The organism is Streptomyces sp. Root1310, from assembly GCF_001426425.1.
Taxonomy (GTDB): Bacteria; Actinomycetota; Actinomycetes; order Streptomycetales; family Streptomycetaceae; genus Streptomyces.
In genome coordinates this window covers 198,382-212,932 of sequence record NZ_LMEQ01000023.1, presented here as the reverse complement: position 1 = coordinate 212,932, position 14,551 = coordinate 198,382, and the positions used below count along the sequence as shown (strand labels likewise).

General features: G+C 72.4%; 12 protein-coding genes. 9 read left to right on the top strand and 3 right to left on the bottom strand.

The window, feature by feature from the left end; translation table 11 throughout:
* Positions 1 to 14: 14 nt before the first annotated feature.
* Positions 15 to 923, bottom strand: coding sequence for a BadF/BadG/BcrA/BcrD ATPase family protein (locus tag ASD48_RS25075; RefSeq protein WP_057603970.1), 909 nt, complete (start codon positions 921 to 923; stop codon positions 15 to 17).
* Positions 924 to 1,244: 321 nt separating this feature from the next.
* Here ASD48_RS25075 and ASD48_RS25070 point away from each other — a divergent pair, with 321 nt between their 5' ends.
* The 6 genes from ASD48_RS25070 (at position 1,245) to ASD48_RS25045 (ending at position 9,539) form a co-directional block, all read left to right on the top strand.
* A complete protein-coding gene (locus ASD48_RS25070; protein WP_242432726.1) occupies positions 1,245 to 2,378 on the top strand; it encodes an ROK family transcriptional regulator in 1,134 nt (377 codons plus the stop codon).
* 278 nt (positions 2,379 to 2,656) lie between these two features.
* The gene (locus ASD48_RS25065; RefSeq protein WP_057603968.1) at positions 2,657 to 3,979 is read left to right on the top strand and encodes a sugar ABC transporter substrate-binding protein; all 1,323 of its coding nucleotides are present in this window, start codon (positions 2,657 to 2,659) and stop codon (positions 3,977 to 3,979) included.
* 122 nt (positions 3,980 to 4,101) lie between these two features.
* The gene (locus ASD48_RS25060) at positions 4,102 to 5,013 is read left to right on the top strand and encodes a sugar ABC transporter permease (RefSeq protein WP_057603967.1); all 912 of its coding nucleotides are present in this window, start codon (positions 4,102 to 4,104) and stop codon (positions 5,011 to 5,013) included.
* Positions 5,010 to 5,912 carry a carbohydrate ABC transporter permease gene (locus ASD48_RS25055; protein WP_057603966.1) on the top strand — a complete coding sequence of 301 codons (903 nt, stop codon included), beginning with the start codon at positions 5,010 to 5,012 and terminating at the stop codon, positions 5,910 to 5,912. Before ASD48_RS25060 ends, ASD48_RS25055 begins: the two co-directional genes overlap by 4 nt.
* A gap of 2 nt (positions 5,913 to 5,914) precedes the next feature.
* Positions 5,915 to 7,633: a hypothetical protein gene (locus tag ASD48_RS25050; RefSeq protein WP_057603965.1), complete on the top strand. Its 1,719-nt coding sequence runs from the start codon at positions 5,915 to 5,917 to the stop codon at positions 7,631 to 7,633.
* A 70-nt stretch (positions 7,634 to 7,703) separates the two neighbouring features.
* Positions 7,704 to 9,539 carry a hypothetical protein gene (locus ASD48_RS25045; protein ID WP_057603964.1) on the top strand — a complete coding sequence of 612 codons (1,836 nt, stop codon included), beginning with the start codon at positions 7,704 to 7,706 and terminating at the stop codon, positions 9,537 to 9,539.
* Here the strand turns inward: ASD48_RS25045 and ASD48_RS25040 are convergent.
* Together ASD48_RS25040 and ASD48_RS25035 are read right to left on the bottom strand one after the other, a co-directional pair.
* Entirely contained in the window at positions 9,529 to 10,164 is a 636-nt protein-coding gene (locus ASD48_RS25040; RefSeq protein WP_057603963.1) for a DUF6461 domain-containing protein, read from the bottom strand. The two genes, ASD48_RS25045 and ASD48_RS25040, sit on opposite strands and share 11 nt — an antisense overlap.
* Positions 10,165 to 10,174: 10 nt before the next feature.
* Entirely contained in the window at positions 10,175 to 10,846 is a 672-nt protein-coding gene (locus tag ASD48_RS25035) for a nucleoside/nucleotide kinase family protein (RefSeq protein WP_057603962.1), read from the bottom strand.
* Positions 10,847 to 10,910: 64 nt separating this feature from the next.
* Between ASD48_RS25035 and ASD48_RS25030 the strand changes: the two genes are divergently transcribed.
* The 3 genes from ASD48_RS25030 to ASD48_RS25020 are packed head-to-tail and all read left to right on the top strand — an operon-like array spanning position 10,911 to position 14,482.
* Positions 10,911 to 11,306 carry an SgcJ/EcaC family oxidoreductase gene (locus tag ASD48_RS25030; RefSeq protein WP_057603961.1) on the top strand — a complete coding sequence of 132 codons (396 nt, stop codon included), beginning with the start codon at positions 10,911 to 10,913 and terminating at the stop codon, positions 11,304 to 11,306.
* 57 nt (positions 11,307 to 11,363) lie between these two features.
* Positions 11,364 to 12,143 (top strand): beta-phosphoglucomutase family hydrolase, encoded by a 780-nt coding sequence (locus ASD48_RS25025; RefSeq protein ID WP_057603960.1) that lies wholly within the window; start codon positions 11,364 to 11,366, stop codon positions 12,141 to 12,143.
* Positions 12,140 to 14,482: a glycosyl hydrolase family 65 protein gene (locus ASD48_RS25020; RefSeq protein ID WP_057603959.1), complete on the top strand. Its 2,343-nt coding sequence runs from the start codon at positions 12,140 to 12,142 to the stop codon at positions 14,480 to 14,482. The genes ASD48_RS25025 and ASD48_RS25020 overlap by 4 nt, the downstream gene beginning before the upstream one ends.
* Positions 14,483 to 14,551 lie beyond the last annotated feature (69 nt).

Below are 14,551 nucleotides of genomic sequence, written 5' to 3'. Positions count from 1 at the left end.
GAGGGGCCCGCGCCTCACAGGAGGGCGCGCGCCAACGCCACCGCGCCCTCGACCGGCGGCACGGTGAGCGGCCGGGGCCGCGCCCCGGGCACGGCGTCGGCGAGCCCGGCGGCGAACGCCTCGTAGAGCGCCGGCTGGCCGAGCACCGTGCCGCCCGCCACGACGACGTCGTCGACCGCGACACCGCGTGCGGCGAGGCGGGCGACCAGCGCGGCGAGCGCCGCACCGGCCTCGGCGATCACGGAGCGGGCGAGCGCGGAGCCGCCGGCCGCCGCCGCGAAGACGGCGGGCGCGTGCCGTCCCCACTCGGCGGAGACGTCCGAGGCGCCCTCCAGGGCCGCGCCGAGCGCCGGCACCTCGGGCACGCCGAAAGCGGCGAGAAGGGCCCGAGCCAGCGCTCCGGGTTCCTCGCCGCGGTCGTGGGCCGCCCACACGGCCCGGGCCGCCTCGCGGACCAGACCCGCGGCGCCGCCCTCGTCGCCGAGGACCGCGCCCCAGCCGCCGACCTGGACGGGGTCGCCGTCCGGCAGCCGGCCCACCGCCACCGAGCCGGTGCCGGCCACGAGGCCGACTCCCTTGTCGAGTCCGGCGGCGGGCACGAGCAGTTCGGCGTCGCCCACCACGCGCGCGGGCACACCGAGGGAGAGTTCGAGGGCTTCGCGGATCGCCGCGCACTGGCGGGGTGTCTCGCAGGCGTGCGCGCCCACGGCGACCGCGGCCGGGCGCGCGCCCTCGGGCAGCGTCGCGCGGACGAGCCCGGTCAGCAGGCGGGCGGCCGCGGCGGGGTCGTGCGGCCGCCAGCCGGTGCTGGCGCGGACGTGGTCGGTCACGACGGCGTCGCCCGTGAGGGCGCGGAGATGGGTCTTGGTGCCGCCCACGTCGATGCCGACCACGAGGGCGGCCGAAGGTGGAGAGTCCTGCACGGATCCTCTTTCGTCGTTGCTGCGCGGAGCAGCGACGGCGGGCGAACCGTGTCTGAGGGATGGCGGATCGGTGAACTAGGGAAGCCCCGGGACGGGCTTCTGACGAGCACGGCAGGCGAGTACCGTGAAGTTCGTTAGGAAGTTAACTAACGAAGTACAGTGCGTCAAGAGCAATCGCGCACTCGACCGTCCAGGCTCCCGTCCGGGCCGCCGCGGGACGGGAACGCGCGACGTCGGAGCATCCCATCGCCGCAGCCCGCCGGGACGATCGGTCCGGGCGCGCGGCCCTGTACCCGTGTGGGGGAAACTGTGGAACTCGACGTGGCGGAAGCCCCCCGCCTGACCGAGAGCGCGAGTGCGGTGTTCGCCGTGCTGGCCCAGGCGGGCAGCGCGACCCGGCCGCAGCTCGCGAGCCTGGCGGGCCTGTCCAAGCCGACGGTGTCCGCCGCCGTGGCGGAGCTGGAGAGCGCCCGGCTCGCCACCCACTCCGGGACCTCCTCCAGCGGCACCGGGCGTACCGCGGCCGTCTACTGCCTCGGCCCCGCCGCCGGGGCCGTGCTCGCCGTCGACCTCGGCCCCGCCCTCACCCGGGTCCGCGGCTGCGCCCTGGACGGCTCCCTGCTTGCCGAGGCCACCGCCTCCCGGACGGACGCGGCCGACGCCGTGCGCGAGGCGCTCGGCGCGCTGCCCGCCGGCCTTCCGCTGCGCAGCATCGTCGTCGCCGTCGGTGACGTGGCCGCGCGGGACCGGCGGGGCAGCGGTATGCGGCCCGCGACCGCCAAGGCGGGCCCGGTCTTCGACGCCATGGCCGTCGCGCTGCCGCCGGGCGTGCCCGTCCACCTGGAGAACAACGTCAACTGCGCCGCGCTGGCGGAGCTGCACGAGGGGGCCGCGCGCGGCCGGCACACCTTCGGCTATCTACGGATCGGTGTGGGCATCGGCCTCGGCATCGTCGTCGGCGGCTCGGTGCTGCGCGGCTCGAACGGCGCCGCCGGAGAGCTGTCCCGGCTGCCCTACCCCTGGGACGACGGCCGTGAGCCGCGCCAGGAGGCCCTGGAGGAGTACATCGGGGCCCGTTCTCTGCTGCGCCGGGCCGCGGCGGCCTGGAAGGCCGCCGACGGCCCCTGCCCGCGCACCACCGAGCGGCTCTTCGTCCTGGCCGGGGAGGGCTGTGCCCCGGCCGTCGAGGTCGTCGGCCGCCATGCCGCGGACGTGGGCCGGCTGGCCGCCGCCGTGACCGCCGTGCTGGACCCGGGCCTGATCGTGCTGGGCGGCGGTACGGGCGCCGATCCGCAGCTCCTGCCCGGTGTGCGGGCCGAGCTGGCGCGGCTGAGCTGGCCGACCGAGGTGGTCAGCAGCACGGTCGGGGACACCGGCACCGTCGCGGGTGCCGCGCGGCTCGCGGTCGCCCGGGGAGTCCAAACCGTGACCGAGGCCGCGCGGGTCAAGGATTGACGGCCCGCAACTCAGTCTGCCAATGTCCGGACAAGCGCTTTCTAAGTCGGCCGGGACGCCGGCTTGGGTTGAGCATCCCGCCCGTACGTGAAGTACGGCAGCCGCACGAGGGCGTGCTTGTGCGACGACGGCCCTCATGGCCGGGGATCCCACCCGCAGAGGCGACGCGGCCGGGCGAGGCCGACGCCATCGGAAAGCAAACCTTCCTGCAAAATGCACCCGTGCCGCCTCGGTCGGCGCCGTGCTCCGTCCCCTACGACGAAAAAAAGGGATCGAAGATGACCACTGTGGGTGTGCGGCGCTCCAGCCGACTCGGCCGCGGCGGCATACGCCGCCTGGTTCCCCTCGCTGCGGGGGCCGCGGCAGGTGCCCTGCTTCTCTCCGCATGCGGGTCGGGATCCGGCTCGGGCGGGACCTCCAAGTCGCTGACGTTCTGGATCTCCACGGTTCCGGGACAGGACGCGGGCTGGAAGAAGATGGTGGCGCAGTACAAGAAGGAAACCGGCGTCAACGTCAAGCTCGTCAACATCCCCTACGACGGCTACACGACGAAGCTGCACAACGCCGCGCAGGCGAACTCCCTGCCCGACGTGGCGGCCGTGCCGGCGCTGGACCCGATCTGGTCGAGCAAGCTGATCGACCTCAGCTCGATCGCCAACAACAAGACCAACAAGATCAACGCCAACTTCCTGGCCAAGGACTCGTCAGGGAAGGTGCTGTCCATCCCCTCGGACGTCACCGCGTCCGGCCTGTTCATCAACAAGACGCTGTTCGAGAAGGCCGGCGTCGCCGTCCCGACCTCGCCCCAGGACACCTGGACCTGGACGGACTTCATCAAGGCGGCGGACACGGTCCGGGAGAAGACCGGCGCCAAGTACTCCCTGACCTTCGACCAGTCGCCGTCCAGGCTGCGTGCCATGGTCTACGAGATGGGCGGCAAGTACGTCCACGCGGACTCCTCCGGCAAGTTCTCGGTGGACGCGGCGACCAAGAAGGCCGTGAACTACTTCGTCGGACTGAACGACGACAAGACCATGCCGAAGTCGGTGTGGACGAGCGGCGCCGACCCGTCGGCCATGTTCCAGAGCGGTGACGTGGCCGCCTTCTGGTCCGGTGTGTGGCAGGTTCCCGCCTTCGCGGAGAGCATCAAGAAGTTCGAGTGGGCGAGCGTCCCGACCCCCGCCCAGCCGGTGCAGGCCAGTGACGTCAACAGCGGCGGCATGACGGTGGGCTTCAACAACAACGGCGACGCGGCCACCGCCGCGACGAAGTTCCTGTCCTGGCTGTACGAGCCGGCCCACTACCAGGCGCTGTGCGAGGCGTCCGGCTTCCTGCCGGTCGAGAGCGGTCTGAACCCGAAGTACCCCTTCACCTCCGAGGCGGCGCAGGCGGCGTTCAAGCTGTACAACGAGTCGATCCCGCTCTACGCCCCGATCTCCGGCTACTTCAACGGCGCGCAGACGAACTGGGTGCTGAAGGGCAAGAGCCTCACCGAGGACCCGACCAAGACGGAGCTCGGCAAGGCCATCAACGGCCAGCAGTCGGCCGACAAGGCCCTGGAGAACATCGTGGCCGGCTACAACCAGCAGGTCGGCGGCTGATCGCAGGACCGGGGGCCGGGCGGCGGGAACGAGACACCGCCGCCCGGCCCGGGCGCCCACCCAATGCCGGGCTCATGGCGTGAGCCCACAGGAATCCCTTCCACCAGCACGGAGTCAGGAAGATGACAAAACGCGCCTCGGACGTGTCCGCGAGCCCGCCCAGGAGACGCAGCAAGTACACCCTTGCGCCGCTCGTCCTCATCGCGGCCAACGTCGTGCTCTTCTCGCTGTTCTTCGTCTGGCCGGCGGTGATCGGGCTCGTCTACTCCTTCACGAACTACACGGGCGTGGGGGCGTTCAGTTTCGTCGGCCTGGACAACTACCAGAACCTGTTCGGCGACTCCATCTTCTACGACGCGCTGGGCCGGACGCTGCTGTACGCCGTCCTCGTGGTTCCGCTCAACTTCGCGCTCTCGCTGCTCATCGCCAACCTGGTGGTCAGCAAGCAGGCCAAGGGCGCGTCGATCGCCCGTGTCGTCTTCTTCATCCCGTGGCTCATCTCGCCCATCGTCGTGGGCGTCCTGTGGCGGTGGCTGTTCGGTGAGAACTTCGGACTGATCAACTACGTCATCGAACAGCTCGGCGGAGACCCGATCGCGTGGCAGTCGAACGCGGACCTGTCGCTGGGCGTGGTCGTGATGGCGGGCGCCTGGTGGGGAACGGCCTTCTCGATGCTGCTGTTCATCGCGGCGATCAAGAACGTGCCCACCTCGTACTACGAGGCGGCCTCGCTCGACGGCGCCGGCCCCTGGCGCCAGTTCGTCAGCATCACCCTGCCGAGCATCGCGCCCACGTCCTTCATCGTCATCCTGCTCAACACGATCAACGCGATGAAGGAATACCCGCTCTTCCTCGCCCTCAACAACGGCGGACCGGGCACCTCGAACAACCTGCTCGTCCAGTACATCTACCAGACCGGCTTCAAAACGGGCCAGATCGGCTACGCGAGCGCCGCGTCGTTCGTGCTCATGCTCATCCTGATGGCCGTCGCGATCATCCAGCTGATCGTCAACCGGCGGATGGAGAACCGATGACCACCACAGAGGCGCCGCGCAAGACCGACGCCGATTCCGTACGGGCCCTCCCCAGGAAGCGGTCCCGCAGAGCGAGCAGCGGCAGCCTCCGGGGGGCGGTGTCCGCGACCACCCTGCTGTGGATCCTGGCGGCCCTCTACGGGCTCCCGGTGCTGTGGTTCGTCCTCAGCTCCTTCAAACCGGCCGGCGACCTGTTCTCCCTCCCGCTGACGGTGCTTCCGCACAACCCCACCCTGTCGGGTTACGAGGCGGCGTGGGACAGCGCCAACTTCTCGCAGTACTTCGTCAACACGGCCCTCGTGTGCGTCGTCACGACGATCCTGACGGTGGGAGTCAGCTGCTGCACCGGCTACGCGCTGGCCAAGTACGACAACAAGTGGCTCAAGGTCTTCTTCCTCTGCATCCTGGCCACCACGATGCTGCCGTCCGAGGTCATGCTCGCCCCCGAGTTCCTGGTGGTCCGCAACCTCGGCCTCTACAACTCGTTCGCCGGCATCATCCTCCCGGCCGTGCTCACCGCGACCGGATGCTTCATGTTCCGCCAGTTCTTCCTGACGGTCCCCGACGAGCTCGTCGAGGCGGCCCGCATCGACGGCGCCCGCGAACTGTCGATCTTCCTGCGGATCATGGTGCCGATCTCCCGGCCCATCATGCTGACGCTCGCCATCCTGTCGTTCCAGTGGCGGTGGAACGACTACATCTGGCCGCTGCTGATGCTCAACGACCCCGACAAGTTCACCGTGCAGATCGGCATCCAGAGCCTCGTCGGTGCGCAGAACATCAACTGGTCGGTGCTGCTCGGCGGATCGGTCATCTCCATGATCCCGCTGATCGCCGTCTTCCTGGTGTTCCAGCGGTACGTCATGAGCGCCGACATCAATGCCGGACTGAAGGACTGACCTTGCCCACCCCGCTCGACCACGAGTTCGGCCGCGCGGTGGCCCGCGCGGCCGACCGGCCGGCCGCCCCGCTGGCGGCCGGCCCGGACGTGGAACCCGCCGGTGTGACCCACCGCGTTCTGGCCCGCCGGGTGAAGACCCTGGTCGCGGCGTACCGTTCCCCGGACTCGGCACTGCACGGCAGCGGAGCGGCCGTGGCCGCCGCGCTGACCCACCTCCGTGCCCTGCGGGCCGCGCAGACGGCCTCCGGCCTCTTCGCGGGCGGCGACAACGTGCAGTCGCCGCCGGACTCCGCCTTCACCGTCAACGACGTGTGCGACGCGCACGTCCTCGCCGCCGGCGCGGGACCGGAACTGCGCGAGGTCACCGCCGCGCTCGCCGAGATCGCCGGCGCCGCCTCCGGCAGCCTCCTGACCGGCGGGGTGCACACCCCGAACCACCGCTGGGAGCTGTGCGCGGCGCTGGCCCGGCTGCACCGGTCGTTCCCGGACGACCGGCTGCTCGACCGAGTCGGGGAGTGGCTCGCCGAGGGCGTCGACATCGACGCGGAGGGCCTGTACTCGGAACGCAGCGCCGTCTACGCGAGCCATGTGTCCAACCCGTCGCTGCTGCTCCTGGCCGACGTGCTCGGCCGCGCCGACCTTCAGGACGCCGTCGAACGCCATCTCGCCACGACCCTGGACCTCATCAGGCCGGACGGCACGGTGGAGACCGTCCACTCGCGACGGCAGGACCAGAACCACCGGTTCCCGCTGGCGCCCTACCTGCCGCACTACCGGCTGCTCGCGATCCGCACCGGCCGGGGCGACTTCGCCCGCGCGGCACTGCTGGCGGCCGCCGACGGCATCGACGACTCCGACCTGCTCGCCCAGACCCTCCTCACCCCGGATCTGTGCCGCGCCCTGCCCGCACCGGCCGTGGAGCCACTGCCCCGCCACCGCCACCTCACCACCGCCCGCCTCGCCGCCCGCGCCTCGGCCACCGCGCACACCGTGGTGTACGGCGGCTCCGACGTGCCCGGGCACCGGCGCATCCGCTCGGGCCTCGCCTGCAACCCCACCTTCCTGCGCCTGTTCGCCGGCGACGCCGTCCTCGACGCGGTCCGTCTCTCCCGGGGGTTCTTCGACCTGGGCCCGTTCCGCGCCGCCGGCATGCAACAGCGCGCCGAACACCGGTACCGGCTCACCGAAACCCTCACCGCCGCCTACTACCAGCCGCTGCCGCCGGAGCGCCGACGGGACGACGGCGCCTACCGGGTGGCGGACGAGGGACGCTTCTCGGCCGCGATGGCCTTCCCGGACCGCCCCCGGGACGAGGTCTCCCACACGACCCGCGTCGAGGTGGACCTGCGGGAGGACGGCGCCGACCTGCGGATCGACATCGGCGGACCACGGGTGCCCTGGGCCCTCGAACTGGCCTTCCGGCCGGGCGGCGTGCCGGAGGGGGCCGTACCGATCGGCGACGGGCGCTGGTGCCTGACGACCGGGCCGATGACCTACCGGGTCGGCGACGACGAGATCCGGGTCGAGGCCGACGTCGAGGCAGGCGAACCGCTTGCCGGGCCCGACCGGAGCGACGTACTGCGCTACGACCCGGGGCAGGACCACACCGTGGTGGGCGGCACCGACGCGACGACCGGGAACCGCGTCTACCTCGGCGGACACGGCCCGCACACACTGACCGTCGCACTGCGCGCCCGCCGGCCCGCACCCGTCGTGTGACTCCGACGACCCACGCCATGGCCATCTCAGGTATGAAGGGCTGACCCCCGTGCCCCCTACGTCCCCTCCCGTGCACCTCCTCCACCAGCGCGGCCCGCTGCACGACCTGCCCGACACCCCGCAGGCCTACGACGACGTCCTCGCCGACGTCACCGAACAGGCCCTGCGCCGCCTGACCCCGCAGGGCAACCTGGAGCACCCCGACTGCGTCGACGACATCGGCGACACCTCGCTCGGCATCACCTCCCTGCTGGCCCTGGCCTGGCAGCGCACCAAGGACCCGCGGCTGCCGGAGGCGGTGCACCGCAGCCTCGCCTTCCACCTGCGCGAACGGGTCTACCGGGACGACAACCCGGGCTATCCGAACCTGAGGGTGCGCGGCTGCGGACTCCCGTACGCCCGCTACACCCTGGCGGCCGGCGCGCACCCCGTCGGCGACTGGCCGAGCACGGTGTGGGCACTGCTCCAGGCCGTGAACGTGCTCGACACCGCCGACGGCCTGGTGCCGGACGAACAGCGCGCCGAACTGCTGGAGCTGGCGCGCGGCTACTGGAGCTGGCTGACCGAGGCGACCTTCTTCAACCCCCAGGAGGCCGGCAACCAGGCGATCGGCTGCGTGGTCGGCGGCCTGATGCTGGCCCGCCACCTCCCGCCGCGGGACGGCGAGCCGGTCCGCGCACGGGCCCTCGCGCTCTACTCCGAGGAGATCCGCGCCCACCGGGTCCGCGACCGGGGCGCCCTGCTGCCCCCCGAGCACGGCGGCGCCTACGACAACAACTACGGCCCGATCTCCCTCTCCTTCCTCGCCCAGGCGCACCGGATCAGCGGCGAGGAGGTCTTCGCCGAGGACGGCGAGGCGCTCGCCCGCTATCTCGACGCCCGGCTCACCGGCGGCGGCTTCGACAACGGCGGCCCCCGCTACAGCGAGCAGCACTCCGCCTTCGAGTCCGTCCTCGGCCTGCGCTACTTCGGCGCCCGGATCGGCGCCGACCTGGGCCGCTACCGGGGCGACAGCCGCTGGGCACGGCACGCCGTCAAGGCGGACGGCGGCGTCGACGGCCACTTCGCGTGGATGCTGGTCTGGCAGATCCAGGACACCACGCGCTGGCACCGCGAGCCGTCCACCGGATCCGCACGGCACCAACTGCGCTCCGGCACGGTCTCGGTGGCCTTCGACGACCGGATGACCCCGGCACTCGTCGAGGCGGCCGGCACCTACTACCTGCCCGCCGCCGTCGACCGCCAGCACGGCTTCGGCCCCGTCACCGACGGCTTCCTGCTGTGCCGGCCGATGGGCGAGGTCCGGGTCCGCGACGCCCGCGCCGGCGGTCTGACCGCCAAGCTGGTCACCAAGCCGGTCGTCGGCCGCGACCACGTACTGCGCAGCGTGCGCTCCCTGTACGTCACCGACGGCGCCACCCTGTGGACGACGGTCGCCGTCGAGCGCCTCGACGGGACGCCGTACCTGCTGGCCGGCCTGCCGTACGCCGAGGACGACGGCGACCGGGTCCGCCGCACCGCGCACGGAGCGGTCTCCTCGCCGGGCGGCCTGCGCCTCACGCACCCCGAGGCGCAGGGCGCCGAGCACTTCGACGCCCGCGCCGAACTCACCCAGCAGGAGGCCGCCTTCGCGCTCGCCGCCGACCCGCGCGGCTACGGCAACCCCGACGAGGGCTGGAGTCACCTGGTCAGCTCGACGGCGCTGGAGGCGGGACCGCTCCCTGACGCGCCGGACGACCTGCACGTGTTCGCGGTCCGCCACGGCACCCAGGAGCCGTTCACGGTCTCGGTCGAGTGGGCCGAGGAGGGCCTCACCGTGCGGACGGACGCCTTCACCGCCGTTCTCGGCCCCGACGACGCGCACGCCGAGCCGACGCTGACGCTGTGCCCCGCCGTCAGGGGCTGAGGGTCATCCGCGGGGTGCCGCGCACCGCGTACGCGGGCAGCCGGGCGTCCCGGAGGAACGCGGGGGAGAGGGACAGCCCGAACCGCCGCTCCACCACACCGAGGCTGCGACGGGAGCCCGTCCGGTAGTCCTCGTCCTCCGGCGGAAGCCATGTGCCGCCGTCGGAGGACAGGATGCCCGCGGCGACCAGGTCGGGCAGCAGCAGATCCGGCTCCGCGCCCCAGCGCCACACCTCCTCCCGCAGCCCGTAGCCGGACACGAACACGCCGTCGCGCGCGTAGTGGAAGTCGGCGGGCGGGTGCTCCTGGGGCGGCACGTACCGCACGGCCTCCACGCCGTCGCGCGATATCTCCGCGAGCAGGTCCCCGCCGGTCGAGTCCCCGTACTCCAGGGCGAACGACCAGTCCCCGGAGCTGCCCACCCGGACCACGCCGTCCCCGTCCTCGGCCGGCCGCCACTGCGTGATCCCGAGCTGCCACACCTCGGCGTCGGTGATCGGCTCCGTGGCCCCGCCCGGGTCGGCTCCCATGCGCCGGGCCAGCTCCTCGGGGGAGATCCCGCGCGCGAACACGACGCTGGACATCCAGCCGTCCAGATCCACGAGCCACACGATTCCGTCGGTCATGGGATCGAAGCTAGCGCCCGCCACCGACAACGCCCGGGGGGCGGCGGGGCAGGGTCACGACCAGATCGGCCCGGTCCCGCGTCGTCGCCACCAGCTCGGCGTTGCGCTGGTCGCTGCGCAGCACCCAGGCCACGGCCTCGTCGTGACCCTTGCCGAACTCCTCGTGCCGGGCGATCAGCCGACGCAGGCGCTCGTCCTCGTCCGTCTCGCAGAACCACACCTCGTCCAGGGCCGCCCGCACCCGCGCCCACGCACCCGTGCCGACGAGGAGGTAGTTGCCCTCCGTGACGATCAGCCGGGCCGTCGGCGCTACTGGCACGGCCCCCGCGACCGGCTGCTCCAGCTCCCGCTCGAAGCCCGGCGCGTAGACGAGGTCCTCCCCGTCCGTCTCCTCCCGCAGCCGCCGCAGCAGCGCCGCGTACCCGGCCGCGTCGAAGGTGTCGGGCGCCCCCTTGCGGTGCCGTCGGCCGAGGCGGTCCAGTTCCACGTCGGCGAGATGGAAGCCGTCCATCGGGACGTGCGCGACCCAGGGATCCCCGGTGCCGTTCAGCTCCCGCACCAGACGCTCGGCGAGCGTCGTCTTGCCCGCGCCCGGACTGCCCGTGATACCGAGGAGCGCGCGTCGGCGGCCGTCCCCGGCGAGGGCGCGGGCACGTATGAGCAGATCGTCGAAAGTGAGCACACAGCAGAGTGTCGCAGTCTCCTGGAAGGTGACCCGCAAGGCCGCAAGGAGAGGAGGGACGACCGTGTCCGACGACGAACTGCAGATCCGCACCCTGATCACCCGCTGGGCCGACGCCGTCCACCGGGGCGACCTCGACACCGTCCTCGACCAGCACGCCGAGGACCTGGTGATGTACGACGTGCCCGCGCCCCACGAGGGCATCCGGGGCCTGGCCGCCTACCGGGCGACCTGGCCGCCCTTCTTCCTCTGGCAGGCCCAGGGCGCCCGCTTCGACATCGACACCCTCGACGTCACCGCAGGCAACGACGTCGCCTACGCCCACGCCCTGCTGCGCTGCGGCACGCCCGAGGAACTCGCCGAGTGCCCGAGCCTGCGGCTGCGGCTCACCTTCGGCCTGCGCAAGGAGCACGGCCGCTGGCTCATCGCCCACGAGCACCATTCCTTCCCGCACGACTGACCCGGTGTGGCGCGCGACACACCGGTGAGCGGCCCGATGCGGGGGAAGAGGGACCGTATGACGTCGACGCTCGGTCTCCCCGGAACGATCCAGGCCTGTCTCTTCGACCTCGACGGGGTCGTCACCCGAACGGCCGTGGTGCACGCGGCCGCCTGGAAGGAGACCTTCGACGCGTTCCTGTACGCGCACGGAGGCAAGGACTTCCGGCCGTTCGACGAGTCCCACGACTACGACGAGTACGTCGACGGCCGCCCCCGCGCCGACGGCGTCCGCACCTTCCTCGCCTCCCGGGGCATCGAACTGCCCGAGGGCGAACCCGGTGACCCGCCCGACGCGCACAGCGTCCACGGGCTGGGCAACCGCAAGAACGAGCTGCTCCTGGAGAAGATCCGCACCCAGGGCGTCCGGCCCTACGACGGCACCCTGCGCTACATAGCGGCGGCACGCGCACGCGGCCTGCGGACGGCGATCGTCTCCTCCAGCGCCAACACCCGTGACGTGCTGCGCTCGATCGACGCCGAGCACCTCTTCGAGGTACGGATCGACGGCGTCGTGGCGGCCGAGCGGGAACTGCCGGGCAAGCCGCGCCCCGACACGTTCCTGGCCGCCGCCCGCGACCTCGGCGTCGAGCCGGCGAGGGCGGCCGTCTTCGAGGACGCGCTGGCCGGAATGGACGCGGGCCGCGCCGGGAACTTCGGTTACGTCGTCGGCGTCGACCGGGTGGGGCAGAGCGACGCGCTGTACGCGCACGGCGCGGACATCGTGGTGAAGGACCTCGCCGATCTCGCGGAACCGGGAGACCTCCCGGGCGGCGTCGACGGGGGAGAGCAGGAGTGATCAAGGACCGGTCCTACACCGTCGAGCCCTGGTACGTGCGCGAGACGCGGCTCGACCTCGACGTCCTCGCGCAGAGCGAGTCCGTCTTCGCGCTCTCCAACGGGCACGTCGGCTGGCGCGGCAACCTGGACGAGGGCGAGCCGCACGGTCTGCCCGGCGCCTACCTCAACGGCGTCCACGAACTGCACCCGCTGCCCTACGCCGAGGCGGGCTACGGCTACCCGGAGTCCGGGCAGACCGTCATCAACGTCACCAACGGCAAGATCCTGCGGCTGCTCGTCGACGACGAGCCGTTCGACCTGCGCTACGGGCGGCTCGTCTCGCACGAGCGGGTGCTCGACCTGCGCCGGGGCGTCCTGGAGCGGACCTGCGAGTGGACCTCGCCCGCAGGGTCCACGGTCCGGGTGCGCTCGACCCGGCTGGTCTCGCTCACCCAGCGGGCGGTGGCCGCCGTCGCCTACGAGGTGGAGGCCGTCGGCAGCACCTCCCGGGTGGTGATCCAGTCCGAGCTGGTCACCAACGAGAGCCTGCCCGACCCGAACGGCGACCCGCGCGCGGCCCGGGCCCTGAAGTCACCGCTGGAGCCGGAGGAGGACGTGGCCGTCGGCCGCCGGCTGCGGCTCGTCCACCGCACGAAGCGCAGCGGACTGCGGGTGGCCGTGGCCGCCGACCACGAGGTCACCGGCCCGGAGCGGACCACCGTCGCCGGTGAGAGCAACGTCGACGTCGCCCGGCTCACCGTCACCTCCGTGCTGGAGCCGGGTGAGAAGCTGCGGGTGGAGAAACTCGTCGCGCACGGCTGGTCCGGCGCCCGCTCCCGGCCCGCGATGAGCGACCAGGTGGAGGCGGCCCTCGCAGCGGCCGGGCACAGCGGCTGGTCGGGCCTCCTCGACGACCAGCGCGCCTACCTCGACGACTTCTGGTCCCGCGCGGACGTCGAGGTCGACGGCGACGAGGAGATCCAGCAGGCCGTCCGCTTCGCCCTCTTCCACGTGCTCCAGGCCGGTGCCCGCGCCGAGCAACGCGCCATCCCCGCCAAGGGGCTGACCGGGTCCGGCTACGACGGCCACGCCTTCTGGGACACCGAGACCTTCGTGCTGCCCCTGCTCACCTACACCGCTCCCGGCGCGGTCGCCGAGGCGCTGCGCTGGCGGCAGAACACCCTGCCCGCCGCCCGCGAACGGGCCGTCCAGCTCGGCCTGCGCGGCGCCGCGTTCCCCTGGCGGACGATCGAGGGCTCGGAGGGCTCGGCGTACTGGCCGGCCGGGACCGCCGCGTTCCACGTCAACGCCGACATCGCCGACGCCGTGGTCCGGTACGTCACCGCGACCGGGGACCGGGACTTCGAGGCGGCCACCGGCGTCGAACTGCTGGTTGAGACCGCGCGGCTGTGGCGCTCGCTCGGCCACCACGACGCGCACGGCACCTTCCACATCGACGGCGTCACAGGACCCGACGAGTACAGCGCGGTCGCCGACGACAACACCTACACCAACCTCATGGCCCGGTCGAACCTCCTGGCCGCCGCCGACGTCGTCGCACGGTACCCGGGCGAGGCCGCGCGGCTCGGCGTGGACGAGGAGGAGAGCGCGGCCTGGCGGGACGCGGCCGAAGCGGTGCACGTGCCCTACAACCACGAACTCGGCGTGCACGAACAGCACGCGGGCTTCACCCGCTACCAGCAGTGGGACTTCGCGGGCACCCGCCCCGACCAGTACCCGCTGCTGCTCAACTTCCCCTACTTCGACCTCTACCGCAAACAGGTCGTCAAGCAGGCCGACCTGGTCCTGGCGATGTACACCTGCGCGGACCACTTCGACGAGGAGCAGATCGCCCGCAACTTCGCCTACTACGAGCCGCTGACGGTCCGGGACTCCTCCCTCTCGGCCTGCTGCCAGGCGGTGATCGCCGCGCAGGCCGGCCATCTGCGACTGGCCTACGACTACACGACCGAGGCCGCGCTGATGGACCTGGCCGACCTGGAGCACAACACCCGCGACGGGCTGCACATCGCGTCCCTGGCGGGCACCTGGATGGCCCTGGTCGCCGGATTCGGCGGGCTGCGCGGTGACAGCGAGGGCCTGCGCTTCGCCCCCCGGCTGCCGGAGAGGTTCAGCCGTCTCGCCTTCAGCGTCCAACTCCTCGGCCGCCGCCTGCGGGTGGAGATCGGACCGGACAAGGCGACGTACACCCTGCTGTCCGGCTCCCCCCTGAGGATCCGGCACCACGGCGCTCCCGTGCTGGTGAACGGCGACGGCCCCGTCGTCCGCGCCGTACCGCCCGTGCCGGACCGGCCGACGCCCCGCCAGCCTCCGCACCGGGGGCCGAACACCCGCTGAGCGCCGGGCCGGTGTCCGGCGGTGTGTTTCCCGGCCGCCGGGTGCTGGTAGGTAGGGGGGAGTCGCGGT